This window comes from Flavobacterium sp. GNP002, from assembly GCF_054343795.1.
Window position 1 is genome coordinate 2,563,189 of sequence record NZ_JBTGUW010000001.1, and the last position, 25,640, is coordinate 2,588,828.

Annotated in this window: 23 protein-coding genes; 7 read left to right on the plus strand and 16 right to left on the minus strand. The window is 34.8% G+C overall.

Annotation, left to right across the window (positions count from 1 at the left end; all coding sequences use genetic code 11):
• Positions 1 to 53 precede the first annotated feature (53 nt).
• Complete coding sequence (locus ACXX80_RS11215) at positions 54 to 446, minus strand: SRPBCC family protein (RefSeq protein WP_458553248.1); 393 nt, start codon at positions 444 to 446, stop codon at positions 54 to 56.
• 24 nt (positions 447 to 470) lie between these two features.
• A complete protein-coding gene (pyrE, locus tag ACXX80_RS11220; protein ID WP_417952239.1) occupies positions 471 to 1,118 on the minus strand; it encodes an orotate phosphoribosyltransferase in 648 nt (215 codons plus the stop codon).
• 7 nt (positions 1,119 to 1,125) lie between these two features.
• Here pyrE and ACXX80_RS11225 point away from each other — a divergent pair, with 7 nt between their 5' ends.
• Positions 1,126 to 1,728, plus strand: coding sequence for an NUDIX hydrolase (locus tag ACXX80_RS11225; protein WP_099715843.1), 603 nt, complete (start codon positions 1,126 to 1,128; stop codon positions 1,726 to 1,728).
• Between the two features lie 10 nt (positions 1,729 to 1,738).
• On the opposite strand, the gene ACXX80_RS11230 is transcribed toward ACXX80_RS11225, so the two are convergent.
• Positions 1,739 to 3,469, minus strand: a complete 1,731-nt coding sequence (locus ACXX80_RS11230; protein WP_458553249.1) for a M14 family metallopeptidase — start codon at positions 3,467 to 3,469, stop codon at positions 1,739 to 1,741.
• A gap of 145 nt (positions 3,470 to 3,614) precedes the next feature.
• Between ACXX80_RS11230 and ACXX80_RS11235 the strand changes: the two genes are divergently transcribed.
• Positions 3,615 to 4,961, plus strand: coding sequence for a DEAD/DEAH box helicase (locus tag ACXX80_RS11235; RefSeq protein ID WP_458553250.1), 1,347 nt, complete (start codon positions 3,615 to 3,617; stop codon positions 4,959 to 4,961).
• Positions 4,962 to 5,142: 181 nt separating this feature from the next.
• Here the strand turns inward: ACXX80_RS11235 and ACXX80_RS11240 are convergent, their stop codons facing one another.
• The 4 genes from ACXX80_RS11240 to ACXX80_RS11255 all read right to left on the minus strand — a co-directional run bounded on the left by ACXX80_RS11240 (position 5,143) and on the right by ACXX80_RS11255 (position 8,045).
• Positions 5,143 to 5,721, minus strand: a complete 579-nt coding sequence (locus ACXX80_RS11240) for a PhnA domain-containing protein (protein WP_458553251.1) — start codon at positions 5,719 to 5,721, stop codon at positions 5,143 to 5,145.
• Between the two features lie 147 nt (positions 5,722 to 5,868).
• Entirely contained in the window at positions 5,869 to 6,324 is a 456-nt protein-coding gene (gene coaD / locus ACXX80_RS11245; RefSeq protein WP_131996698.1) for a pantetheine-phosphate adenylyltransferase, read from the minus strand.
• A gap of 44 nt (positions 6,325 to 6,368) precedes the next feature.
• Positions 6,369 to 7,061, minus strand: a complete 693-nt coding sequence (locus tag ACXX80_RS11250) for a DUF421 domain-containing protein (RefSeq protein WP_458553252.1) — start codon at positions 7,059 to 7,061, stop codon at positions 6,369 to 6,371.
• A gap of 9 nt (positions 7,062 to 7,070) precedes the next feature.
• Positions 7,071 to 8,045 (minus strand): D-alanine--D-alanine ligase, encoded by a 975-nt coding sequence (locus tag ACXX80_RS11255; RefSeq protein WP_417980534.1) that lies wholly within the window; start codon positions 8,043 to 8,045, stop codon positions 7,071 to 7,073.
• A 218-nt stretch (positions 8,046 to 8,263) separates the two neighbouring features.
• Here ACXX80_RS11255 and ACXX80_RS11260 point away from each other — a divergent pair, with 218 nt between their 5' ends.
• From ACXX80_RS11260 to ACXX80_RS11270, 3 genes are all read left to right on the plus strand, one after another.
• Positions 8,264 to 8,890, plus strand: coding sequence for a PASTA domain-containing protein (locus tag ACXX80_RS11260; RefSeq protein ID WP_417980533.1), 627 nt, complete (start codon positions 8,264 to 8,266; stop codon positions 8,888 to 8,890).
• On the plus strand, positions 8,880 to 9,923 hold the full coding sequence (locus tag ACXX80_RS11265; protein ID WP_458553253.1) for an RluA family pseudouridine synthase: 1,044 nt from the start codon (positions 8,880 to 8,882) through the stop codon (positions 9,921 to 9,923). The genes ACXX80_RS11260 and ACXX80_RS11265 overlap by 11 nt, the downstream gene beginning before the upstream one ends.
• A gap of 303 nt (positions 9,924 to 10,226) precedes the next feature.
• Positions 10,227 to 10,757 (plus strand): C40 family peptidase, encoded by a 531-nt coding sequence (locus ACXX80_RS11270; RefSeq protein ID WP_458553254.1) that lies wholly within the window; start codon positions 10,227 to 10,229, stop codon positions 10,755 to 10,757.
• A gap of 100 nt (positions 10,758 to 10,857) precedes the next feature.
• Here ACXX80_RS11270 and ACXX80_RS11275 read toward each other — a convergent pair whose 3' ends face one another.
• Positions 10,858 to 11,919 (minus strand): alkaline phosphatase D family protein, encoded by a 1,062-nt coding sequence (locus ACXX80_RS11275; protein ID WP_458553255.1) that lies wholly within the window; start codon positions 11,917 to 11,919, stop codon positions 10,858 to 10,860.
• A 299-nt stretch (positions 11,920 to 12,218) separates the two neighbouring features.
• Between ACXX80_RS11275 and ACXX80_RS11280 the strand changes: the two genes are divergently transcribed.
• A complete protein-coding gene (locus ACXX80_RS11280; protein WP_458553256.1) occupies positions 12,219 to 14,687 on the plus strand; it encodes a zinc-dependent metalloprotease in 2,469 nt (822 codons plus the stop codon).
• Between the two features lie 89 nt (positions 14,688 to 14,776).
• On the opposite strand, the gene ACXX80_RS11285 is transcribed toward ACXX80_RS11280, so the two are convergent.
• From ACXX80_RS11285 to ACXX80_RS11300, 4 genes are all read right to left on the minus strand, one after another.
• Positions 14,777 to 16,195 (minus strand): adenosine deaminase, encoded by a 1,419-nt coding sequence (locus ACXX80_RS11285; RefSeq protein WP_458553257.1) that lies wholly within the window; start codon positions 16,193 to 16,195, stop codon positions 14,777 to 14,779.
• Between the two features lie 303 nt (positions 16,196 to 16,498).
• A complete protein-coding gene (locus ACXX80_RS11290) occupies positions 16,499 to 17,746 on the minus strand; it encodes an NAD(P)/FAD-dependent oxidoreductase (RefSeq protein WP_458553258.1) in 1,248 nt (415 codons plus the stop codon).
• Positions 17,747 to 17,927: 181 nt separating this feature from the next.
• A complete protein-coding gene (locus ACXX80_RS11295) occupies positions 17,928 to 19,205 on the minus strand; it encodes an MFS transporter (protein WP_417952227.1) in 1,278 nt (425 codons plus the stop codon).
• 3 nt (positions 19,206 to 19,208) lie between these two features.
• Positions 19,209 to 19,730 carry a GNAT family N-acetyltransferase gene (locus ACXX80_RS11300; protein WP_458553259.1) on the minus strand — a complete coding sequence of 174 codons (522 nt, stop codon included), beginning with the start codon at positions 19,728 to 19,730 and terminating at the stop codon, positions 19,209 to 19,211.
• Between the two features lie 170 nt (positions 19,731 to 19,900).
• Here ACXX80_RS11300 and yaaA point away from each other — a divergent pair, with 170 nt between their 5' ends.
• Entirely contained in the window at positions 19,901 to 20,659 is a 759-nt protein-coding gene (gene yaaA, locus ACXX80_RS11305) for a peroxide stress protein YaaA (RefSeq protein WP_458553260.1), read from the plus strand.
• Positions 20,660 to 20,734: 75 nt separating this feature from the next.
• Here the strand turns inward: yaaA and ACXX80_RS11310 are convergent, their stop codons facing one another.
• The 4 genes from ACXX80_RS11310 to ACXX80_RS11325 all read right to left on the minus strand — a co-directional run bounded on the left by ACXX80_RS11310 (position 20,735) and on the right by ACXX80_RS11325 (position 25,436).
• The gene (locus ACXX80_RS11310) at positions 20,735 to 22,318 is read right to left on the minus strand and encodes a DHA2 family efflux MFS transporter permease subunit (RefSeq protein ID WP_417952224.1); all 1,584 of its coding nucleotides are present in this window, start codon (positions 22,316 to 22,318) and stop codon (positions 20,735 to 20,737) included.
• A 79-nt stretch (positions 22,319 to 22,397) separates the two neighbouring features.
• Positions 22,398 to 23,477, minus strand: coding sequence for an HlyD family secretion protein (locus tag ACXX80_RS11315; protein WP_458553261.1), 1,080 nt, complete (start codon positions 23,475 to 23,477; stop codon positions 22,398 to 22,400).
• An 11-nt stretch (positions 23,478 to 23,488) separates the two neighbouring features.
• Complete coding sequence (locus ACXX80_RS11320; RefSeq protein WP_458553262.1) at positions 23,489 to 24,820, minus strand: TolC family protein; 1,332 nt, start codon at positions 24,818 to 24,820, stop codon at positions 23,489 to 23,491.
• Complete coding sequence (locus tag ACXX80_RS11325; protein ID WP_458553263.1) at positions 24,810 to 25,436, minus strand: TetR/AcrR family transcriptional regulator; 627 nt, start codon at positions 25,434 to 25,436, stop codon at positions 24,810 to 24,812. Before ACXX80_RS11325 ends, ACXX80_RS11320 begins: the two co-directional genes overlap by 11 nt.
• Positions 25,437 to 25,640 lie beyond the last annotated feature (204 nt).

Genomic DNA, 25,640 nt, shown 5'->3' on the forward strand with positions numbered 1-25,640 from the left:
AAAAAACCCTTTCAGTTTGCACTAAAAGGGTTTTATTTATTTTAAACTATTTTTTATAATTTGGTCATATTTCCAGCTAGAGTCTCGATAAATTTCCCAATTGGACCTTTTATCATCATAGCCATCATAGGATTAAAATCACCTTCGAAATCAAGTTTTACATCACTGGAGTTTTCAGAAACTGAATCTATGTTCGCTATCAATGTAAAAGGAAGTTTATCACTTGCAGCTCCCAAAACAATTTTGCTTGGAGCTACTTTTTCTTTCATTTTTAGCTTAATTTCCGGCATTCCTTTCAATCCAAAAATAAAAGCATCGTCACCAATAACTTCAAATTTCGCGATGTTTTCGGGCATTAATTTTTCAAAATTTTTGACATCACTTAACAAGTCAAATAATTCTTGAGCTGATTTTGGGACGCTAACTTTTGGACTTTCTAAGTTCATATTTCCAGTATTTTATTAATTTCTTTAAACTTCAATGTTCCAAGTGGATGGACTCACATTCCATTCTCTTAAAGTTTGTTCTTCCTCGTCTGTAATATATCTTTTGGCAACGGCTAAATTCAATAAATTTTGATAATTACTTAGCGTGTATAAATCCAGATGCGCATTTTTGAAATTTTCATCAGCAACATCAAAACCGTAGGTAAAGATTGCTGCCATTCCTTTTACATTAGCTCCAGCTTCACGTAAAGCTTCAACAGCAAGCAAGCTGCTGTTTCCAGTACTAATCAAATCTTCTACAACAATTACATTTTGTCCTTTTTGTAAAAAACCTTCTACTTGGTTTAGTCTTCCGTGTTTTTTTGGTTCTGGACGAACATACACAAATGGTAATCCTAAACTTTCCGCTACCAGCATTCCAATTCCTATTGCTCCAGTAGCAACACCGGCAATAACATCTGGTTTACCAAATTGTTTCTCAATATTTTTAGAAAATTCATCCCGGACATAATTCCTTACGGCTGGAAATGAGAGGATTAATCTGTTATCACAATAAATAGGCGATTTCCATCCAGAAGCCCATGTAAAAGGATTTCTTGGATTCAATTTAATTGCATTTATTTGCAAAAGAAATTCGGCTGTTTTTTCGGCTGTATCTTTATTAAAAATCATAGTACAAATGTATAAAGTTTTTGTTAACGACAAACCACTTTTTTTGACAAATCACATCTCTAAGGAGACCGATTTTCAATTGTTCTTATTAGAAAGTATTGACATAGAGCAACTTATAGTAAAAATATTTCAAAATAAAATTCAAAAAGCGTACTTATATCATCCTGATGAAAGCGTTATTTTAAAGACTTTGAAAGCAAAAATACCTGTTGCCAAAGCTGGCGGCGGTTTAGTTTACAATAAAAAAGGCGAAGTTTTGTTCATTTTTAGAAATGGAAAATGGGATTTACCAAAAGGTGGAATCGAAAAAGGAGAAGAAATTGATGCCACAGCCATGCGTGAAGTTGAGGAAGAGACTGGTGTAAATGGCTTGACAATATCCCATAAACTTCAAAAAACCTATCATGTTTTTAGACGTAATGGAAAATATAAATTAAAAATTACACATTGGTTCGAAATGCAATCTGATTTCGAAGGAACGCCACAAGGGCAATTAGAAGAAGGAATCGAAAAAGTAGCTTGGATGAATCCAGAACAAATAAAAGAGGCGTTAAAAAACTCTTACGAGAATATAAAATTATTATTTGAAGAAGAAAAGCTCCTGAAATAGGAGCTTTTTTTTATTTTAAGATGCGATACACAGGATATTGTAAATGTGCCTTTTCATAATAAACCGAATGTTTGTAAATCCAGTCCAGTTGCGCTTCTGGATTATTGATGAAGTTTACGTCGCTTTGTTTTTTTAGATCGAATTCGGTTTTCAGTTTTGGATTTTCTTTCAAAATCAGTGTTGCTGAATCTTCAAAAACATAATCTGAATACCCTTCTTTTTGTTGCAACATCGTATCGAAAAAGTTCCAGTTGAAGAAAGAATCGATTGCTTCTGGTTCTAATGTTTCTAATAAGTATTTCATTCCTTTTTGCTGAGTAGGAATAACGTAATCTCCTTTGGCGAAAGCCACTTTCTCCATTTTAGAAGTTACCGAAGTGTTTCGGTGCAAATAATGGCCTTCGTAAGCTGAATTTGTCGTTTTAAAATCCGCAATTTTATAGCTTTCAACTTCAATTATCGTATCATTTTTTAATTGGCGATACGTGATGGTATTACTTTTTAATAAATCGATAACAGGCCAAAATCCCCTTGGAATGATATACGCTTCTGGAATGATTATTTCTTTTACAGATTTGAATTCCTTGCTGTACGGAATGTCCTTTGTAAATGGTTTTGTACGGTCATAAAACAAGCGATTTCCAGACGTTACGTCACTTTTCTTATAACTGGCTTCATAGCCTAAAAACGAAAAAGGAGTAGTTTTTGTACTGTCTATTTCCCATTTTAACGTGTACGATTTTTGGGGTTTATACTGCTCTTCATTTTTCAATCGCAGCTGTTTAATTTTTTTGTAATTAGCATCCGTAAAGTCAATTGCGGAACGCATGTATTCATAAGTTACTTTTACGCGATCGGCATATTTTTTAAGCATGTGCGTTTCCACGACAAACCCTATTGTGTTGAATAACGAAGTGTAACCTGTTGCAAATCTTGGGCTTTCAAAAAATTGACCAAAACCTTTATCCGGTGTGTCCTGAAAAGCATTCACATAAGGTGTAGTTTCGATGTTCTTTTTTTGTAAATCTTGGACTAAAGCAGGCATCATTTCAGTATTTAAAAAATCACCTAAAATAGTTCCCAATTTGTTATGTTGGGTCATAATGTAGGTAAGTTTGTATTGATAATCTGAGCCATTACTAACGTGGTTGTCGATGAAAACATCAGCATTTATTTTATGGAAAATGTCCACAAAACTTTTCGTGTTTCGGGTATCGGACTTGATGAAATCGCGATTCAAATCGTAATTTCTGGCATTACCACGAAAACCATAAATTTCCGGTCCGTCCTGATTGGCTCTTGAAGTAGAATTTCTGTTTAAAGCGCCTCCAATATTATACACTGGAATACAAACGATAACCGTGTTTTTTGGTGCTTTTATTTTGCCCAAAGCTAAATCTCTAAATAATTGCATTGAAGCGTCAATTCCGTCCGGTTCTCCTGCGTGAATACCATTATTGAGTAATATTACGGCTTTGTTTTTTTGGATGATTCCAAAGTCAAATTGCTTTTCAGGATTAAAAATGACCATATGCAACGGTTCACCGCTGTCTGTCAATCCCATTTTTTGCATTTCGATAGTAGGGAAATCATCTGCAAGAAGTTTGTAGTAAGCAATTGTTTCTTGGTAGGATGCCGATTGATTTCCATTGCCTTTTTCGAAAAAAGTATCGTATTTATTCGTTTTTTGTGCAAATGAACTGATGGAGAATAGTAAAAAAAGGAATGTGAAAAATCTCATATTTCGGTTTTTAAATGGAATATCAAATGTAGCTTTTTTTCGATACGTATAGAAAAGATAGCAAAAAAAGGAATCTCTCAATTTTAAAAAATGAAAATTTTTAATTCAAAATTCATAACTCAGAATTAAAAATTACCTTTGCAAAATGAATAAGAAACACCATTCCAACAATATACTTTTGAATTTAGGCATCGAAAGCCTGAACGAAATGCAGGAAGTAGCACAAGATACTATCCTGAACGACAATAATGTTTTATTGCTTTCTCCAACAGGTTCCGGAAAAACTTTGGCTTTTTTGTTGCCTATTTTAGAAATGTTACAACCCGAAATTCAATCGGTTCAATGTTTAATTCTGGTTCCATCACGTGAATTAGGATTACAGATTGAACAAGTTTGGAAAAAAATGGGAACCGATTATAAAGTAAATGTGTGCTACGGCGGACATTCCATTGATACTGAAATCAAGAATTTAAGCAATCCGCCAGCGGTTTTAGTAGGAACTCCGGGAAGAATTGCAGATCATATCGACAGAGGAACTTTTCGTGTGGATAAAATCCAAACGCTGATTTTGGATGAATTTGATAAATCCTTACAATTGGGTTTCCATGAGCAAATGTCATTTATCATTGGAAAATTAACGAAACTGAACAAACGTGTGTTGGTTTCAGCCACTTCCGATATTGAAATTCCAAGATACACCCGGGTAGTGAATCCAACGATTTTAGACTTTATTCCAGAAAACGTAGCAGAAACGAATCTTTCCATGAAAATGGTCGTTTCAAAAGAAAAAGACAAAATAGGAAGTTTGTTCAACTTGATTTGTTCATTGAAATCACAATCTGCTATTGTTTTTTGCAACCATCGTGATGCTGCGGAACGCATCAGTGATACGTTGAACGAAAAAGGAATTTATGCCACGTATTATCATGGTGGAATGGATCAGGACGAAAGAGAAAGGGCTTTAATCCAGTTTAGAAACGGAAGTGTGAATTATTTAATCACAACTGATTTAGCTGCTCGTGGTCTTGATATTCCCGAAATGAATCACGTAATCCATTACCATTTGCCTTCTAAAGAAGATGAATTCACGCATAGAAACGGACGTACAGCACGTATGTTAGCTTCTGGTACGGCGTATATTGTTGCTCATGAAAGTGAGAAAAAAATGGATTACATTGATTACGGCATGGAAGTTTTGAAAATCGAAAACTCTACTTCATTACCAAAACCACCTGAATTTCAAACCATTTATATTAGTGGCGGAAAGAAAAATAAATTGAATAAAATTGATATTGTAGGTTTCTTTTCTCAAAAGGGAAAACTGGAAAAAGGCGATTTAGGATTAATTGAAGTGAAAGATTTTATCTCTTTTGCTGCCGTAAAATTCAACAAAGTAAAAGACTTGCTTCACGCCATTAAAGACGAAAAAATGAAAGGCAAGAAATTTAAAATTGAAGTCGCTCGAAAAGTGATTAAGAAAGAGGAAGAGTAGTAGGTGGTGAGAAGTGATAAAAATACTGATTTCTTTTCTAATGTTTATAAAAAAAAATCGTTAGTAGTAAAGTTTTACTGCTAACGATTTTTTATATTAAAAATGATTCTTTTGGAAGTCAGTGTACATCTGAGTTATTCACAATTCACGATTCACCACTCACTTTTCCCTAAAAAAAGAATTATATTTTCTTAACGTATTGTGTAATAATTACAATAGTTTGACCGTCAACTTTTCCTTCAATATATTCGGCGTTTTCGTGATCTAGTCTGATGTTACGCACTGCAGTTCCTTGTTTGGCCACCATGCTTGAACCTTTTACTTTTAAATCTTTGATTAAAACGACTGAATCTCCAATTTCAAGAATTACTCCGTTGCTGTCACGGTGAATTACTTTTGTTTCGTCTTCTTCTCCTTCGCCAGTTGCTTGTGCCCAAGCTAAAGTATCTTCGTCTAAATACATTTGGTCTAATAATTCTTGAGGCCATCCAGCAGCACGCATACGGCTTAACATTCTCCATGCGACAACTTGTACCGCTGTGTGTTCGCTCCACATGCTGTCATTCAAACATCTCCAATGATTTAAATCTACGTTATCCGGATTTTCGATTTGGTCAATACAAGTACTGCAAGCCATTATACTTTCGTCAAGTCCACCTTTTTTTGTAGGCAAAACTTGGTATACTTTTAGGTTTTCGGTTGCGCCACAAAGTTCACATTTTGATCCGCTACGTTTGCTTAATTCTCTTTCTATACTCATGTTTAATGGCTTTTATTTTAGGCGAAAGTACGGTTTATTGCCTCGTTTCGCAATTAATATTGGTACTGTTTATTTAGCAAGTCGAGCATAGTCGAGACCTAATCTTTTAGTCTTGACTGCGCCCGACTTGACAAAATCTCTTTAAAATTATTTCACCCGAACGGCATCGGGAACCAGCATTTCATATTGTCCGCCATTGCGGATTACATCTCTCACAATACTGGAACTGATATACGAAGTTCTTGCGGCTGTCAATAAAAAGACGGTTTCTATTTTTGATAAACGGCGATTGGTGTGGGCAATTGCTTTTTCGAATTCGAAATCGGCTGGATTGCGTAAACCACGAAGGATAAAATCAGCTTTTATTTTATGGCACAAATCAATTGTCAAACCTTCATAGGTAATCACCGAAACTTTAGGCTCATTCTTGAAGGTTTCTTCAATGAAACGTTTTCTTTCTTCAAGTGAAAACATGTATTTTTTTTCGGCATTAATACCAATGGCGATTACGATTTCATCAAATAACGAAATACTTCTTTTGATGATATCTTCATGTCCTAGGGTGATGGGATCGAATGATCCCGGGAATATGGCTTTTCTCATTTTGTAAGATATAATTAAATCGAACTTATATTTTTGGGGTTCAATTAGGTTTTTCGAAGTGTTTTTATCGCTTGGACCCATTCGGATTTTTTACACACGCGACACTCTGCATTTCCTGATTTGTGGGTTTCCGTGTTGCCGCAAAAGGTACAGGAATAAATCCCTTCTGTTGGGATAGTTTTGTTTTTTAGTTTAAATAAAAAAGGCAGAATAGGCAATCCTGGTTTAACTTCATGGTCTTCATAATAGAAAACACTGATTTCGCCACTGGTCTCCATAAATGCATTTTTGACTTGTCCTAAATGTTCTACTGATTTCAATCTAAGTTCCGAAAAGAATTCATCTTGTGCCAGACTTTCTTTTTTAAAGGTAGCGATAGAAAATTTCCCTTCGCTGATGATGCATTCGGTTTTTCCTTCTATAAACTCTTCAAAGCGCTTACTTTTTCCGGTGAGCCAAGTTACTAATCGGTACAAAAGTATAATAACTAGAAAAACGGTTATTGGTGGAATGATACCAACTTCTTCATAAAACATGGGATCACCGGCTGCTGATCCTAGAGCAATAATAATGACTGTTTCAAATACGGATAATTGCTTCACACCACGTTTACCAGCCACTTTTAATGTCAACAGTAGAACTGTAAACATTATTGTGGAACGGAAAATGACTTCTAAAAGAAAGGATTCTGGTAGATCATTGTATAATAATCGGTTCCATTCAAAGATTTCAGTCATAATGGTAAGTTAGTTATTTAAAGCCAATTCTATCGCATTTGTAAACAAATCCTCCAGTGAAATTCCGGCGGCTTTGGCTTGTTGCGGAATCAAACTTTCCGTGGTTAATCCCGGAATAGTATTCATTTCTAACATGTGTGGTTCTCCGTTTACCAATATAAATTCGCTTCGGGAGAAACCTTTCATTTTGAGGACTTCGTAAGCGCGTTTGGCTATATCACTTACTTTTTGGGTCATTTCATCTGAGATTCTTGCCGGTGTAATTTCTTGTGATTTACCCAAATATTTGGCTTCATAATCGAAGAAATCATTATCAGAAACGATTTCAGTAATTGGCAAAACGATTACTTTTCCTTTATAATTAATCACTCCCACAGAAACTTCGGTACCGTCAAGAAAACTTTCGATGATAATTTCGTTGTCTTCTTTGTAAGCGACTTCTATGGCGATAGGCAATTCATCGATGGTTTTTACTTTGGAAATTCCAAAACTGGAACCCGCTTTATTTGGTTTTACAAAACAAGGCAAACCAACTTTAGCGACAATTTCGTCCGTATTTATGACGTCGCCTTTGTTTAAGTAATAAGATGTCGCAGTTTTTATTCCGTATGGTTTTAAAACGGATAATAAATCGCGTTTGTTGAACGTTAATGCAGCTTGATAATAATCGCACGAAGTTTGTGGAATATGCAATAATTCGAAATACGCCTGCATCAATCCATCTTCTCCCGGAGTTCCGTGAATGGCATTGAAAACACAATCAAAAGTAATTTTATTACCATCAACAGTTACTGAAAAATCATTTTTATCGATAGGAAATTCAGCGTCATTAGCATCAACATAGACCCATTTTTCTTTGAAAATATGGATTCGGAATCCGTTGTATTTCGTTTTGTCCAGAAATTGATATACGACGTTTCCGCTGATAAGTGAGATTTTATATTCGCTGGAATATCCGCCCATGATGATGGCAATGTTTTTCATTTTGTATCGTTTTGTTCTTAGTTGTTCGAATAAATAATAAGGTGTTTATGGCACTAGATTCTAGCCCCGATAGTAGTGTAAATCCTTTTTATCAGCCTTTTCGGCGGATAAAAAGATTGTAACGTATAGCGGGAAATAGCTCCAAAAGGCATTAAACAAAATTATCATTTTTTTTGAAACGAAATAGCTTTATCTTTGCCACATATAAAAATAAATTTATGAGTTTACGTAAGTATCTTACCAGCCGTGTCTTTTTTGGGCAAGTATTAATTGCTCTTGCCATTATTGCCGCTTTGGGCTATTTGTTTATGCATTGGTTGACTTTTACAACAGATCATGGTCATGAAATTGCAGTTCCCAATTTGAGTAAATTAACTGAAGAGCAAGTGGAGGAAAAGCTGGATGAGTTGGATTTAGATTATGTGCTTTTGGATAGTGTAGATTATAGAAGTGATTTTCCGCAATTCAGTGTGGTAGAGCAAGATCCATCGCCAGGTACAAAGGTAAAAGTAGGACGAAAAATATACATAAAAATAAATACTTCGGGATTTTCATCTGTTCGAATTCCTGATTTAGTGAATAAAACATATCGTGAAGCGGTGCCTACTTTGAAAGCATTAGGGCTTGAGGAAGGAACGGTTACATATGTTCCAAATCTTGGAAAAGATATGGTTTTGGAAATGCGTTTCAAAGGAAGAAACCTAAAAGCAGGAGACCGCGTTTTGAAATCATCCAAAATTGATTTGGTTTTAGGAGACGGAAAAATGAGTTATGAAGAAGAAGAAAGTGCTGCGGATACTCTGGCTGCACCAATAGAAGAAGAAACACCAGTTGATGAACAATAATATAGATACAATAGATTTAGAAGACGAGTTATTTGAACATTTCAGGTTTGAAGTTCCCAAAGGCCAAGCGTCTTTGCGAATTGATAAATACTTGATGAGCCTTATTCAAAATGCGACTCGCAACAAAATACAGACTGCAGCTACCGAAGGAAATATTTTTGTAAACGACGCAACAGTAAAGTCGAATTACAAGGTGAAAGCCAATGATGTGGTTCGAGTGATGTTATCGCATCCTCCTTTTGAAAATAGGGTAGATCCCGAAGATATTCCGTTAGATATTGTCTATGAAGATGCTACACTTTTATTGATTAATAAGCCGCCAGGATTGGTAGTGCATCCCGGTCACGGGAATTATACGGGAACATTAGTGAATGCGTTGGCTTTTCATTTTGAGAATTTACCCATGAACAGCAGTGAACGTCCCGGATTAGTACATAGAATCGATAAAGACACTTCGGGTTTATTGGTAATTGCTAAAACGGAAGCGGCTATGACGCATCTTGCCAAGCAATTTGAAGCCAAAACTTCTGAAAGAGAGTATGTGGCTTTGGTTTGGGGAAATGTCGTGGCTGATAAAGGAACGATTGAGGGAAACTTAGCAAGACACTTGAAAGATCGCATGCAAATGGCGGTTTTTGCTGATCCGGAAATTGGGAAACCTGCCGTGACGCATTATAAAGTTTTAGAGCGTTTTGGTTATGTAACATTAATTTCGTGCCAACTGGAAACCGGAAGAACACACCAGATTCGTGCACACTTGAAACACATAGGACATCCTTTATTTAATGACGAGCGTTATGGTGGTCATTTGATTCTAAAAGGAACTACGTTTACCAAATACAAGCAGTTTATTGACAATTGTTTCAAAGCTTTGCCAAGACAAGCTTTACATGCTAAAACTTTAGGCTTTGTGCATCCTACAACCAAAGAAATGATGCGTTTTGATACGGAACTCCCGCAGGATTTTCAGGATTGTATCGAGAAATGGAGAGGCTATTCAAAATCCCATGGTACAGACGAAGCAGAAGAATAAAATATGAAAAGCCCCGGATTGGGGCTTTTTTGTGGAAAGTAATTTGTGTTATTTGTATTAAAAGACACGCAAATATTGTTATACTATAGGTTTATTGTTATGTTTATTGTTTGGCTAGTAGCATTTGGGCTTTTTTATTCGCTTTCACTTGAAATGATATAATTTAGCTAGATTTAGGGAGCTTTGTGGGATTCCATATTCTTCTTGTTTAAATATGAAATGCAGAATATAGGTATACCCATTGTACAAACTTAAAATATGCTAATTTGATTTTTTAGTATGAAATTTAAAAATATAAATATCATGAAATTGACATTATTCATTGGCGTATCGCTACTTGTTTTAAGTATTAGTACGTATGGCTCATCACAAACAGGTGGGTTTTCATCGCAAATAAATGAAATTACTGTCACTAAAACATTTTTAAATCCGACGAATGATGATGATTCCTTGGGAGATAGAATTGTAAGCTACGGAATGAAATTTTTAGGAACACCCTATGTTTCAGCCGGCAACAGTAAGAATGGCTTTGACTGTTCCGGATTTGTATACTTTGTGTACAATCATTTCAAAATTCAGGTTCCCCGAAGCTCTTCACAGTTTAAAAATTTTGGTAAAGAAATCCCGATTGGCGATGTGAAAAAAGGTGATATTCTGTTGTTTTTGAGTCCTACCAGAAATGTTATTGGCCATTTGGGCATTGTAATAAATCCAAAAGTAATGGACAGTGATTTTATCCACTCCACATCAGGTAGTGAAATGCAAGTGGTGATTACGAGTTTGAAAAAGCCTGGTTACACCCGTAGATTCGTAAAAGCAATACGCGTTTTGTAAATAAATTTTGTTTGAGCTTCAGAACTTGTTTTGTTTAGGGCAAATGTTTTTTTTAAACTAAAGATGTTAGTTTCGCTAATAATTTACCCTCACAAAACTGCTATTTTTTAAAACTAATTTCATCCAATCCAATCGTGTATTCTGCACGTTGATTGTCATTAACATCCCATATTTCCATTTTTATTTGTGGGATTTTCTTTTTCCAGTCTATGGTTAATAAACCAAAATGGTTTTCCATGATAGGACCTTCAATTCTGTTTTTGTTGGGTGTTGCAAAATGCCAAGTAGAGGAGAGTCCACTTGAGGTAAAGTCATAAATAGGATACAACCCGGGTTCCGCAAGTTTAGAGATTTCCCCATAATGCACGTCGCCTGTTAAAAATAAAACGCCGTTTGCTTTCGTTTTCTTGATAAGGTTTAGGAATTTTTTTTGCTCCAACGGAAAATTAGCCCAGCCTTCGTAACCGTTGTATTCAATTCCAAACTGCGATCCGGAACCAATAAGTCTGACATCAGCGGGTTTTTGCAATTCTGCTTCCAGCCATTTCCATTGAGCAGCTCCCAGATAGGTCGAGTCGGGGTTTTGTATTGGCGCATAATCCAAAGAATAGAAATACCGCTTATCATCCTTTGCTTCGCCGTTATATTTTTTGTGATTGTCTCTGAAAGTTCGGTTGTCTAGCAAGATAATTTGTACTTTTTTACCTTTGTTTTCATACATATAGGACGTGTATATTCCTTCATGTTTTCGTCTTTCGGAAGCTACAGGTTCATCAAAAAACTTCAAGAATAGTTCTTTTGATTCCTCCTTTTTTGGATAATGCCGACCCGCATCATTTTGTCCGTAATCGTGATCGTCCCAAATAGCAATGATGGGCACATTTTTTTTCAAATTTTGAAAAGTAGGTTTAGCCGCTAATCGGTCGTATTTAGATTGCAGTGTATTCATATTTTCGGTGTCTCCATAAATGTTGTCACCAAGAAATATAAATAAATCCGGTTGGTGTTTTACCACAACATCAAAAATAGGTAATGGGTTACTTTGATTCGAACATGATCCGAAAGCAATTTTTGAGATGTTATTTTGAGAAAAACTATTCCAAGAGACTAGTAGAACAGTAACGAAAAAGAAGGTTTTTTTAAGAATATTATTTTGAATCATAAATTGATTTTTAGTATTTTAAAGTCTCTCTGTAAATGGTAAGTAGTTCCCAAAAGAATTTCCGATTTCTATTTAATTTAAATACCGATTTCAATGAATCGTATTAATTGCAAAAAAACTATTCCCAAAAGTAATAAAAAAAAAATTCTAACTAAAATTAAGCTAGAAATAGAATAGCATTAAAACATCTTAAAAAAATTTTAACGGTTGTTAATTAAAAGTTAAACCAATGAATACTATTCAATTTACTGGCACTAAAATTTATTTTTGATATTGATTAACCACTAAATAACCAATAAATGAAGAAACTTTTCATTTTAACCGCAATCGCTGCAGTGATGCTTGTGCCCACCAACCAATTTGCACAGTCCAAAAAGAGAAAAGATAAAAATGCCGCTGTTGTTCCTCCTCCCGAAAAGAAACCAGAAACCACTATCAAGGAATACAGCAAGATAATTACTAAAGACGCCATTTCTGACCAAGGATTGTTTATGGTACATAAAGTAGATAAAAAATATTTCTTCGAAATCCCTAATAAATACTTGGATAAAGACATGCTTTTGGTGAGTCGGTTATCTAAACTGCCGTCTAATTTAGGTGGTGGATATGTAAACGCAGGTTCCGAAACCAATGAGCAATTGATTGTTTGGCAGCGTTTTCAGGATAAAATCCTTATCAAATTAAAATCATTTAGTGCTGTTGCTAATGACAGTTTACCTATCAGCATTTCGGTAAAATCCAATAATTATGAGCCTACTTTATTTGCTTTCGATATTGTCGCATTCAGCAAAGATTCAGCAAATACAGTCATTGATGTGACTAAATTTTATGGCACCGATGTGAGAGCTATCAGTGGTTTATCGGCAGAAATGAGAGAAACCTACAAAGTCAAAGGGATGGATGATTCCCGCAGTTTTATCAATACGATGAAAAGTTTTCCGATGAACATTGAAGTGATTCAGGATTTTACATATAATGCTTCTAAACCACCTGTTCAGGAAGATTCGGAAACGATCAGTATTCAAATGAATCAGTCGATGATTTTATTGCCTGAAAAACCAATGCAACCCCGATTAGCAGATCCGCGCGTGGGATGGTTTACAATGGATCAAATTGATTATGGAAGCAATGAATTAAAATCCGACAGCAAAACCTTTATCCGCCGTTGGAGATTAGAGCCTAAAGATCCTATCGCTTACGCAAAAGGCGAACTGGTAGAACCGATAAAACCTATTATCTATTATTTAGATCCTGCTACGCCTGAAAAATTGCGCAAGTACATCAAGCAAGGAATTGAAGATTGGCAAAAGCCTTTTGAAACAGCTGGTTTTAAAAATGCCATTATTGCTAAAGATGCACCAACAAAGGAACAAGATCCTGATTTTAGCCCGGAAGACATCCGTTATTCCGTAATTCGTTATGTGGCAAGCACGACACGTAATGCGGTTGGACCAAGCGTTTCTGATCCCAGAACTGGAGAAATTATCGAGAGTGATGTAATTTGGTACCATAACCATTTGCGTTCGTACAGAAATAGATATTTGTTAGAAACGGGAGCAGCAAATCCTACAGCAAGAACATTAAACACGAGTGATGAAGAAATGGGTGAAATGATGCGTATGGTTATTGCTCATGAAGTGGGTCATGCCCTTGGTTTTCCTCATAACATGGGTGCGAGTTGCGCGTATGACACTGAAAATTACAGAGATGGTGAATTTACACAGAAAAACGGAATAGCAGCGAGTTTGATGGATTATGCCCGTTTTAATTACATCGCACAACCTGGTGATAAAAACGTTCGTTTCATTCGCCAAATAGGACCTTACGATCATTATGCCACTAATTGGGGATACAGAGTTATCCCAAATGCGACTTCACCAGAGGTAGAAGTCCCAACATTAGACAAATGGATTATGGAAAAAGCCGAAAATCCTATTTATAAATTTGGGAAACAGAGCAGTAGTTTTGACCCGTCTTCACAAACAGAGGATATTGGAAATAATTCAATGAAAGCGGGTACTTACGGACTTAAAAACTTACAATATGTAGCGGCACATTTACCAGAATGGACGAGTGATGTGACTAATAATTACGAAGATTTAGATGAGTTGTACAAAGAGATGATGGACGTTTGGAGCAGGTATGTAGGGCATGTGGTGACTAATGTAGGAGGCGTTTATGAAGCTACAAAAAAACCCAACCAAAAAGGAAGTATTTACAATATTGTACCCAAAGCAAAGCAACAAGAAGCAATGCAATGGTTACAAGCCAATGCTTTTGCTTCTCCAACTTGGTTGGTGAATGTGAGCACGTTGAAAAACATTGATTACTCAGGATACACAGAACGTTTTAGAAATTTACAAGCCAGACATTTGAATAGTGTAATGAGTTTTGAGCGTATTGGCCGATTAATGGATGCGGAAATAATGGGTACTTCTAATTATAAAGCATTGGATTTACTGGGTGATATGCGCAGAGGAATTTGGAAAGAAGCCAGTTTAGGTTCGAATGTGACTATTTACAGAAGAAATTTACAACGCGCCTATATCGAAAGAATGGGTTATCTGATGAAAGAAGAAATTAAATCAGGTCGTCCTTCGGACTATTATAATGTAGCACAATCTGATATGAGAGGATTGGTCAGAGGCGAATTGACTGCTTTAAAATCTACTTTAACAGTTGCTAAAGCCAAAGCTGTAAATGCAGAAACGAAATACCATTATGAAGATGCGATTAAAAGAATTGAGTTAATTTTAAATCCAAAATAATCAGAATGTAATTTCTGTTTCATCAAAAAAATCCGCTTTCGAGCGGATTTTTTGGTTCCATAAAGTTGATTTTATAATAGCTGTGCGATTTATTTCATTGGAAAATTAGCTTCGAAAGTCTTAAATCTGGAGTCTAAATCTTTAAGTAATTGCTTTTTTACAAAAGCTTCTTTTATAAAACTGTAATTGATGCTATTATATACAAATTGCTTGATATCGGTATATGAAACGTCCTTGTATCTTTTGGCTAACAAAACATACTGTTCAGTCATATTGGTTCGTAAAATCCCTGCATCATCGGTACTGATTACAATTGGTACGCCAAATTCTTTATACAATTTTAAGGGATGACGGCTTTCTTTTACTTTCAAAATGAATTCGTTACTCACTAAGTTAATTTCGATAGGAATGGTTTTTTTAGCCATGTAGCGCAACAAATTATACGAATCTTTCTCGTATGCCATATCAACTCCATGACCGATACGATTGGCTCCAGCTGTATAAACGGCTGCTCCAATGTGCCATGTCAATTCTTCAGGTTGAACTAAACCTAGCGTCAGCTCACCGGCATGCATCGTGTATTTTACATTTGGATAACGGGAATGACAGTATTTAAACATTATCATGTGCAACCAATAATCTTTCATCGAAGTTTCGCCATCTTCCGGAGAAACAATGTTAACACCCGCCATCAGCGGACTTCCATCTGCCGAAATGAATGCGATTACCAGATTTTTGAATAAATCTACAGGTTCCATGAAACGCAAGACAAAATTTTGATAACGCATCGTAAATTGTTTATCATCAATTTTAAGGTCGTTGTGAAGCTTTGCTACAAAATCAGTATTGAATGTTTTAGCATACGATTCAGCATCTTTTTTTAGTAATGAATTGTATAGCGAATCAAGCGATTTAGTAATGGCTTTTTCGTCTTTTGCCAAAGCTAATTTTCGTAATCTGGAATTGAATTGCGTTAAATCATCCGTGTTCATTGCAGTTGGAATCGTAGAAAGTTGGGTTTCTATATAACTGACATTTTCTGAAATAGCTCTATTTTTTAGTTCTAATAATCCTTGTCCAAAATTCCCTTTGATGGCCGGTTCAAACTTCATAAAAGATTCAAAAAACAATTTATCTGATGGGTAATCCACATAATTATAGTCTTTTACAGACCATTTTTGCATGATTTTTTGCTTGTAAACGTCTAATGTTCCGTTGCTTTTTAATGTTGAAAATTGCTGCCAGTTTCCTGTTGATGGTCTTTCCTTTAAAACATCCATTGTTTCGATATTGAGATAAAAATTATCAGCAATAGCATGTTGTAATAATGGCTCGGCATAAATAGAACCAGAATAATGGTGGTGTAAATCGCCTCCTTTTGGCATTTGGGAAAAGAAAGCGGTTAGTTCCGCTTCATTGTCTCTAATCTTTTCAAAATAAGTATTGGTTGATTGTGAATAACCAACATTTAATACGATGGAAAGAAAAAAGGTGAGAAATAATTTCATAGAATATTTTTTATTGAAGGGATTGTTCTTGATAACCAAATTGGGTTTTTATTTTATTTTCTTAATTTTCAAAAAATTAAAATTGTGCAAAGATGAATATTTTTGATGGAATTTAAAAATTTAGTGCAAAAACTCTTATTTTTTTAAACATAAGCATTAATTTTTGCCAAATTAAGTAGTGATTAAAAAAAAAATATTGCTCCGGCCCGTACTAAAAAATAAGTATTCCATTTTTCGAATATTTTATGTACTTAAAATCTGAACCAAAATTATAATACAAGTTTTATTGGCGTTTAAAGAATCCTACGGATTATATTTTTTCATCGCTTCCGCTGCTAATCGCCCTGTTTTTAAAGCGGCATTGATCGAACCATTCAGAAGATGGTCTCCACAAATAAATAGCGTGTCAGAGATTTTTATCTCCCCAGGCTTAATTTCATTCTGCACACTTTTCTGATTTGGCAAAGCATATGCAATACGATACGCCTTCAGCATTTTCCATGAATTTACTTTTTCGCCATACCATTGTTTCAATTCATGTTTCATGTTTGCAGCTAAAGTAGCATCATCAAGAGTTGGGATTCCATTATAGGAAATGGAAATAAGTACTTTTCCTTTTGGAGCATAAGCTTTAGAAACATTAGACATCACAGTCAAATTATTCACCCATTTCTTTGTGGTTGAAGCATTCAAAATGACAACTGCTTTTTTAGTAGGCGCTTCATTTGCTTCAAAATAGATATTAGTGACCTGATGCGAAGTCATTTTTTGTTTCGGGAAGAATTTCTGGGTAAGGTTATTTGCGGTCGTAGCCAAAAGGATTTGGTTGGCTTCTAAAATGGTTCCATTTTCAGTAATTACTTTATTTCCGTCAATAGAAGCCACTTTTGTATTGCATTGAATACTGCCTTCGGGAAGCATGGCGACTAACTGTTTTGGTATTTCTTCCATACCAAATTCAGGAACAGCTACATCACCATCCGAAAACATTTTCATTACAAAGTCGAACATTCTGTTGGAAGTACTTAACTCATTTTCCAGAAAGATTCCAGAAAGGAAAGGCGCATAAAAACGTTGAATCATTTTTGTACTAAAACCATAATCAGCCAGTTGTTTTAGAGTAGTTTGTTCCGGTTGTTCGAAAATTTCGTCAATCGTTAATTTTTGAAGTTTATTTTTTAACCAAAGAGTATTGATTTTATCTTTTAAAGTACCAACGGGAGCAAAAAGCGTTGCCAATGCTGCAGAAGGTCTTCTGAATGGATCTGCAATTTCAAAACTGCCGCCGTCATAAAGTACGGTCGCTCCTGGCAACATTTTTTTCAATTTTAAATCGCTATAATTGAGTAACGCTTTAGTTTCAGGATAAGCCGTCAGCAGTACTTGGAAGCCTCTGTCTAAAAGAAAACCTTCGTGTAAATCAGTTTTTATTCTTCCACCCGCACGATCACTGGCTTCTAAAAGGAGTACACTTCGTCCTTGACGTTGTAAATGAACTGCTGCAGATAATCCCGCTAGTCCAGCTCCAACAATAATTATATCCTGTTTCATAGTTTTTGATACTGTTTGGTACAAAAATAAGCCAAATAGGTTTTTTAAGTTGCTTAAAAAAGTAACAATTTAAAATTATAAATTATTTTTTAGCATCAAGAAATTAAGTTTTATTGCTCACTGAATCTTAATCACGGAATGTTTAATTTTTTGATATTAAATAATACTATTTGAATTATGGCTATACAAAAGTTTGTGGTTCTTGTTCTGAGTAATTCAAATCCGTATGGAAGGTTTCTTTTAATTTCCAAAGAGCCAAAATTGAAATTATCGATAAGAGTGTTCCAACAATCATGGCAGATTTCAAGATGTCCCCATCAAAAACAGAGTCTCTGAAAAAGCCATAAATGATAATAATCAGTGGAAGTGAACCCCGAACAAAATTTGGAACCGTCGTGGTCACGGTTGCGCGAATATTGGTTCCAAATTGTTCTGCTGCTATAGTGACAAACAGTACCCAATATCCAACAGAAAATCCCATGATAAAACAAAGGAGATAAAAAGTGGATGCTGTAATTCCAAATGCATTTAGGAACATAAAAACCATAATCAGATTAAAAGCTAGAAACAAGTACATCACTTTTTTTCGACTTTTCAACCATTGACTTAACAATCCGCTGGCAATATCTCCAAAAACCAATCCACCGTAACACCAGGCAATTGCTTTTCCTGCTGCAATCGTTTCAAAACCCTGAACACCTAATGCTTTAGCAAATTCCGGTGAAAAAGTGATTAATACGCCTACCAAAAACCACAACGGAATTCCGATAAGAATGCATTGTACATATTTTGAAAAGCGTTTTTTATTGGTAAATAAAGAAAGGAAATCACCTTTCTTTTCGTCACTTTCTTGTACTTTTTTGAACATTCCCGATTCAGAAATACTGATTCGTAAAAACAATAATAGAAGTCCTAGAACGCCTCCTGCATAATAACACAAACGCCAATCTTGGAAAATCTGGTAGACTAAATAAGCAACCACCGCTCCAGAAACGCCTACAGATGCTACAATCATCGTTCCGTAGCCTCGTTTTTCTTTGGGTAAACTTTCGGTTACCAAAGTGATTCCAGCGCCTAATTCTCCAGCGAGACCAATTCCTGCTATTAATCTCCAAAACGCATATCCATCAACGGTGGTTACCATTCCGTTAGCAATATTGGCCACCGAATAAATCAAAATAGAACCAAATAAAACAGAAATTCGTCCTTTTTTATCACCTAATATTCCCCAAAGAATACCGCCAAAAAGCATCCCGAACATTTGCATACTAATTAAAAATTCTCCTTGATTCCTGATAGCATCACCAGTTATTCCTAAATCTTTTAGACTATCGGTACGAACGATTCCAAAAAGCAACAAATCATAAATATCAACAAAATAACCCAATGCGGCCACAATTACGGCAGCATTTAGGATTCGGACTGGCTTTTCTGTTTCAGAGGATAACGTTTTGGTCATGTATTATTGTATTAAAAGTTGCATCAATAAATCGGTTTGCTCATCATTTCCCATGATAAAAACGTGTTTGTCAAAGACAACAAATCCATTTTTGGTATAAAATCGAATTGCTCTATGATTTTCTTCCCAAACTCCCAGCCACACAGAATCAACACCAGTACTTTTCGCAATTTTTTTTACTTCGTCTAGTAAAAGCTGTCCAATATTTTTTCCGTGAAAATTTTGCAAAACATAAATCCGTTGTACTTCTAAAGCATTTTCATTGAAAGATTCGGTTTGCGCGTCACCAAAGTTTATTTTTAGATACCCCACTACATCATCATTTGAGTACGCGATATAAAACTGTGAGTTTAGATTGTTTAATTCAGCCGTTAACCGTTCCGTATTTAAGCTGTCTTTTATATAATTGTCAATATTTTCGGGTGTATTTACAGCTGCAAAAGTCTCTGTAAAAGTTTGAATACTTATCTTTTGAATTGTTTCTAAATCTGATAGTGTAGCTTTTCTAATTTCAATAAGGTTCATAGTTAAAGAAAGATTATTTGTTTTATTTGTAACTCAAAAATAATTAAATTAATAAACAATTTTCATTATCTATGGCACTATTAAACAAATCAATTTAAAGATTCTTGATTTCTTGATTTCAATTAGTACTTTTGGAACAATTAATAAAAGAGCTCGAAAGAGTATTGTGTATGAAAATTGTAATATCGCCAGCCAAGTCTTTAAATTTTGAAAAAGAATTACCAACTAAACTTCACACCGAACCCTTATTTTTAAAAGAATCGCGACAAGTTCACAAAGTTTTAAAAGATAAAAAGCCTGCTGATTTATCCGATTTAATGAGCATTTCGGATAAACTGGCCGATTTAAATTGGAAACGAAATCAAGATTGGAAAACACCTTTTACAACTTCAAATGCACGTCCAGCAATGTATACTTTTGACGGAGATGTATACAATGGATTAGACGCGTATTCGATTTCTGAAAAAAAAATTGAAACTTTACAGGATCGTTTAAGAATCCTTTCCGGTTTGTACGGATTGTTGAAACCGTTAGATTTGATTCAGGCATACCGATTGGAAATGGGAACAAAATTACCCATTGGCGAAAGCAAAAACTTGTATGAATTTTGGAAGCCAATAATTACAAAGGCTTTAAATAAAGAACTTGAAAATGGAGAGTTGTTTGTTAATTTAGCGAGTACGGAATATTTTTCGGCAATTGATGTCAAGGCGTTGAAAGTTCCAGTCATTACTCCAGAATTTAAAGACTACAAAAATGGAAAATTAAAAATAATCAGTTTTTTTGCCAAAAAGGCAAGAGGAATGATGGTGCGATATATTATTGATACCGATGCTAAAACGATAGAAGATTTAAAAGGTTTTAATTACGATGGCTATCAATTTGATGCTAATTTATCGGAAGGAAATAACTTGGTTTTTACCAGATAATAGCTTTTAAACAAATAAAAAAAAACGCCGTTTTCATTATGATAACGGCGTTTTTTTATGTTTTAATTTTTTGAATTAATGCATAGCATCGGCAGGATTGATTTTGTTTTTTCCTTTTTTTATCAAAAGTATAAAAGGAATACAAAATAAAAATAATGCTCCTAAGTACAAAAAGATGTCCATGTATGAGAGTACGGAACTTTGTACCATTACCTTATATTCGATTGCTTTATAGGCTTTTGCCAAAGCTTCATTTTCAGAATAGCCTTTGGACATGAATCCCATTTTCAGTTGTTGCACTGTTTTTTGTACTTCAAATGAAGTCACATTAAGATGCGAAATAAGATTTACACGGTGTTCCTGATTGAATCTGGCGATAAAAGTGGTGATAATGGCAATACCAAAAGAACCTCCTAATTGTCTCATCATTCCCGTAAAAGCGGCTCCTTCACCAATACTTTTCCCTTTTAAGGTAGAGAGAGAAAGTGTAGAAATAGGAACAAATAACAATCCGAGTCCAATTCCTCTTAATATCAACGGCCAATATAAATGCTCTTCACCAGAATCAGGTGTAATTACCTGTTGCATCCAATACGTAAAGAAGAAAAACAACAAAAATCCTGCAGCCACCATATAGGCTTGCGGTACGCCACGCTGAATCATTTTACCAATGAAGGGCATCATAATTCCGGTAGTAATGGAACTTGGAATCAACAATAAACCCGCATCCAAAGCACTCCAACCTAACACGGATTGTGTGTAAATAGGAATGATAAAGGTAGAACCATACAATCCGAAACCAAGTATAAAACACATGATAGTCCCTACTCTTAAGTTGGTATCTTTAAGAACTCTTAAGTTTACAATAGGATGTTTATAGGTGAGTTCTCTCCAAATAAAGAGCAATAAACCAAAAACTGAAATGACAGATAACAACACTATCGTACTATTATTGAACCAATCGTCTTGTTGTCCGTGTTCCAAAACATATTGTAACGAACCAATAAAAGCCGTTAAGAGAAATATTCCCCACCAATCGACCTGACTGGCTTTTAGTTTGTCGCCATATTTAGGGCTTTTTACAAAAGAGAGCGTAAGTAAAGTAGCGATAATTCCAATAGGAATGTTGATATAAAAGATATACGGCCATGAAAAATGATCTACAATATAACCTCCCAAAGGCGGACCAAGTGTTGGCCCTACAATAACTCCCATTCCATAAATAGCTTGTGCCATTCCTCTTTTGGCAACAGGATAACTTTCGGTAATAATGGTTTGTGCAGTAACTAATAAAGCGCCACCGCCTAATCCTTGTATGAATCTAAAAGCAACTAATTCCCAAATATTATTGGCATTGCCACACAAAAAGGAAGCGACCGTAAAAATAATAATAGAAACCGCAAAATAATTCCGACGTCCAAATTGTTGTGACAACCAACTGGTCATAGGAATCACAATCACATTTGCAATAGCATAAGCCGTTATCACCCAAGCCACATCAGTAAGGGATGCACCTAGGCTGCCTCGCATATTGTTTAATGCTACATTTACAATTGTAGTATCTACAATTTCAAGCATAGCACAAAGAACGGCTGTAATGGTAATTATGACTCTTCTAAAGCCATATTCTACTAAATCATCTTCTCCTGTTTGTACCATTTTATACTAAAGTGTAAACTATCATTTTCTTAAAAGTATTGCCGTTTTTGCCATTTTGGAAATTACCAAAAGGATGAATTTATTTTAAATGTACATCTACATCCACATTCATACCCGGACGAAGTAATTTTATTTTTTCAGGATCATTTGATGTGTTCAAACTTATTTTAACGGGTAATCTTTGGATTGTTTTCACAAAGTTTCCTGTAGCATTATCAGGTGGAAGCAATGAAAAACGAGAGCCAGTAGCCGGTGAAAATGAAGTGATTGAACCTTGAAAATCATATCCAGGATACGCATCCACTTTTACAGTTACTTTTTGACCAATTACCATTTTGTTCAATTGCGTTTCTTTGAAATTAGCAATTACCCAAGCTTCTTTGTTATTGATAATATAAAATAACGATTGTCCCGGTTGTACTAATTGTCCCGGCTGAATATCAATTTTTGACACCTGACCATCAATAGCAGCTGTGATAGCAGTGTAGGTTAAATTCAATTTTGCCGCATCAAGTAATGCTTTGGCTCTTTTGATATTGGCAGCAGCCACTTCAGTTTGTTTGCCTGAAACCTTTGATTTAGCTACAATAACCGATTTTTGAAAAGCAGTAGCTCTTTGTTGTTGTTGTAAAACGCGTACTTGGCTTTCTGCTTCCAGTTTTGCAGCCAGAGCTTGCTCGTATTGTTGTTTTGTAATCGAATGACTTTTGTACAAATTGTTATATCTGTTGTAATCACTCGTAATACGATCCAATCTAATTTTTGCCGATTCGATATTTCCACCCGCAGATTGCACGTTAGCATCAGAAACTGAAATGTTAGCCAAAGCACTTCCAATATCAGCTTTAGAAACTTCAAAACTACCTTCAGCGCCAACCATAGCAGCATTTGCCTCTTCAATTTTTAGTTGGTAATCTCTTTTGTCAATAGTAAAAAGGGTATCTCCTTTCTTTACAAAATCATTGTCTTTGATGTATACTTTATCCACATATCCGGAAACTCTTGGAATAATAGGATTCATATTTTTTTCAATTTGTGCATCGTCTGTTTCTTCGTGAGCTAAGGAATGCATGTATTTATAAGTTCCGTAAGTTCCACCTAAAACTACCAAAGCCACTAGGATAATAATAAATTTTGTATTTGTTTTTTTCTTTTCCATGGTAGGTATGATTAGTTTTTTGAAATAGTAAAGGTTTGAGATAATTGACCAGTTACCGATAGTAACTCGTAGTATTTTTGAATGGTATTTGCTTGTGCCAATGCTTTATTGATTTTTGAACTTAGTTGCTCTACATCAGCTTCCAATAAATCATTCGTATCCGAAAGTCCATTGTCATATTTATCTTTTATGATTCGATAATTTTCCGAAGATTGTTCTACTGCCTGTCCGTAAACAACATTTTGTTTTAAAGCCAAATCGTAATCTTCAATTGCTTTTTGTACTTGAACTTTAATATAATCCGTTAATATAGCTTCAGAGTTTTGTACTTCAAGAAATTTATTTTCAGCCAGTTTTACCAATGTTCCATTTTTAAGAATGGCGCTTAAGTCATAGGAAATACCCACACCAATATTCATCGCATTTTGAACTGTGATTACATTACTCAAATCTAATGCGGTGTAGCCGCCAATAATGGCAATTGCAGGGTAATAAGACCCTTTGGCGATTTTGATATTGGCTTCACTTGCTTTTCCCTGAAATCTAATGGCTTCTAAATCTTTACGATTTTCTAAAGCCGGCAATTCATTTGTTGGGATATTTGTCATTTGAAAATCAGCAAAATCACTTTCACGAATCTCCAGTTTGGTATCTGGATTTAATTTTAAAAGTGTAACCAAATAAAAATTAATAATTTTTAAATTATTATTTGTTTCGTCTAATGACAATTGGATTTTCGAGGCTTGTAATTGTGATTTTAAAAGGTCGTTTTTAGGAATAATTCCATTTTTTTCTAACTCAATAAAATCATTTACACGTTGTTGTGCACTTTTTTGATTTTCTTTCAGCAGTTCAATTGTTTTCTGTGCTTTGTATAAACCCGCATAATAATCAATTACCCGCAGCGCTATTTCTTCTTTTGTTTGTGATGCAGTTGCCATTTCAGCTTCATAAAGATTCTCATAAGCTTTGATGCTATTTTGGATTTTAAAACCTGAGAATACAGGAACACTGGCGTTTAACTGTCCAATCATTAGTTGATTAACAATAGGAAGCGGTTCTTGTGAACTGGAATTATTTTGATTGATTTTAAAATCTATCGATGCATTTGCCAATCGTTGGTATTGACCTGAAAGTTTCAAATCTGGATATTGATTGTTTTTTGTGGATTGCAGCTCGTACTTTTTAGTTTTCACTTTAGTATTAGCCAGCGTAACTTCATTGCTTTTGGTCCAAGCCAAATTAATGGCTTCGTTCAATGTTAAACTTGTTTTTTCTTGTGCTGCTGCAGATGAAATTCCAATAAAGAAAATCCCAAAGAGCATTAATTGACTAACTTTCATATATCAGAAGTGCTTTTATAGTTTGTTGAATGTGCTTTGTCAAATTGGTTTTGATGTAATTATTGTATAAATCTTCGGTTTTTAAGTTCAATAAATTTTCGAAGAAAGGTTTATTCATGTGAAAATGAAAGAAAGTCCCCAGAATTGTAGGTGTGATAAGCGGAATAATAACATCTTTTCTGAAAATACCTTTTTTCTGACCTTCCTCGATAATAGTTTCAAGGGATTTTAAATTTCCTTTTTTTAATTCAGAAAAAGCTTGGAGATTTTGTTCTGTCTTTTTAGAGGTGAATTCGAAATGTAAAATCCTATAAATACCTCTATTACTATTGATTCTATTGATGTAGAGTTCGATCAGCTTATTGATTTTGTCAATAGGTTCAAGGTCTTCCAGTAGTAAATTTTCCAATTGATTTTTAAGATCCGAAGTTCTGTATACAATAAGCGATTCCAGTAGTCGTTCTTTTGAACCAAAATAATACGAAACCATGGCAATATTTATTTTTGCCACTTTTGCTATGTTTCTAATGGAAGTACCATCAAATCCTTTCTCTGCAAAAAGTGTTTCTGCAACTTCGAGAATTTGAATTTGTTTATCGTTAAAATTACTTTTCAATGGAATTGAATTTTCGTTAAACAAAACTAAACAAGTGTTTAATTTAAACAAGTGTTTAATTTTTTTTTAACATAATTTTAATAAAAATTTAGACACTCAGGGATTTTTATTCTTTCGTTTTAAGAAAGTTATGCATTTTTGATAAACTGGTTCAGAGGGTAATTTTAATTAATATAATTTCCTTTTTACTATCCTCAGCTTAAT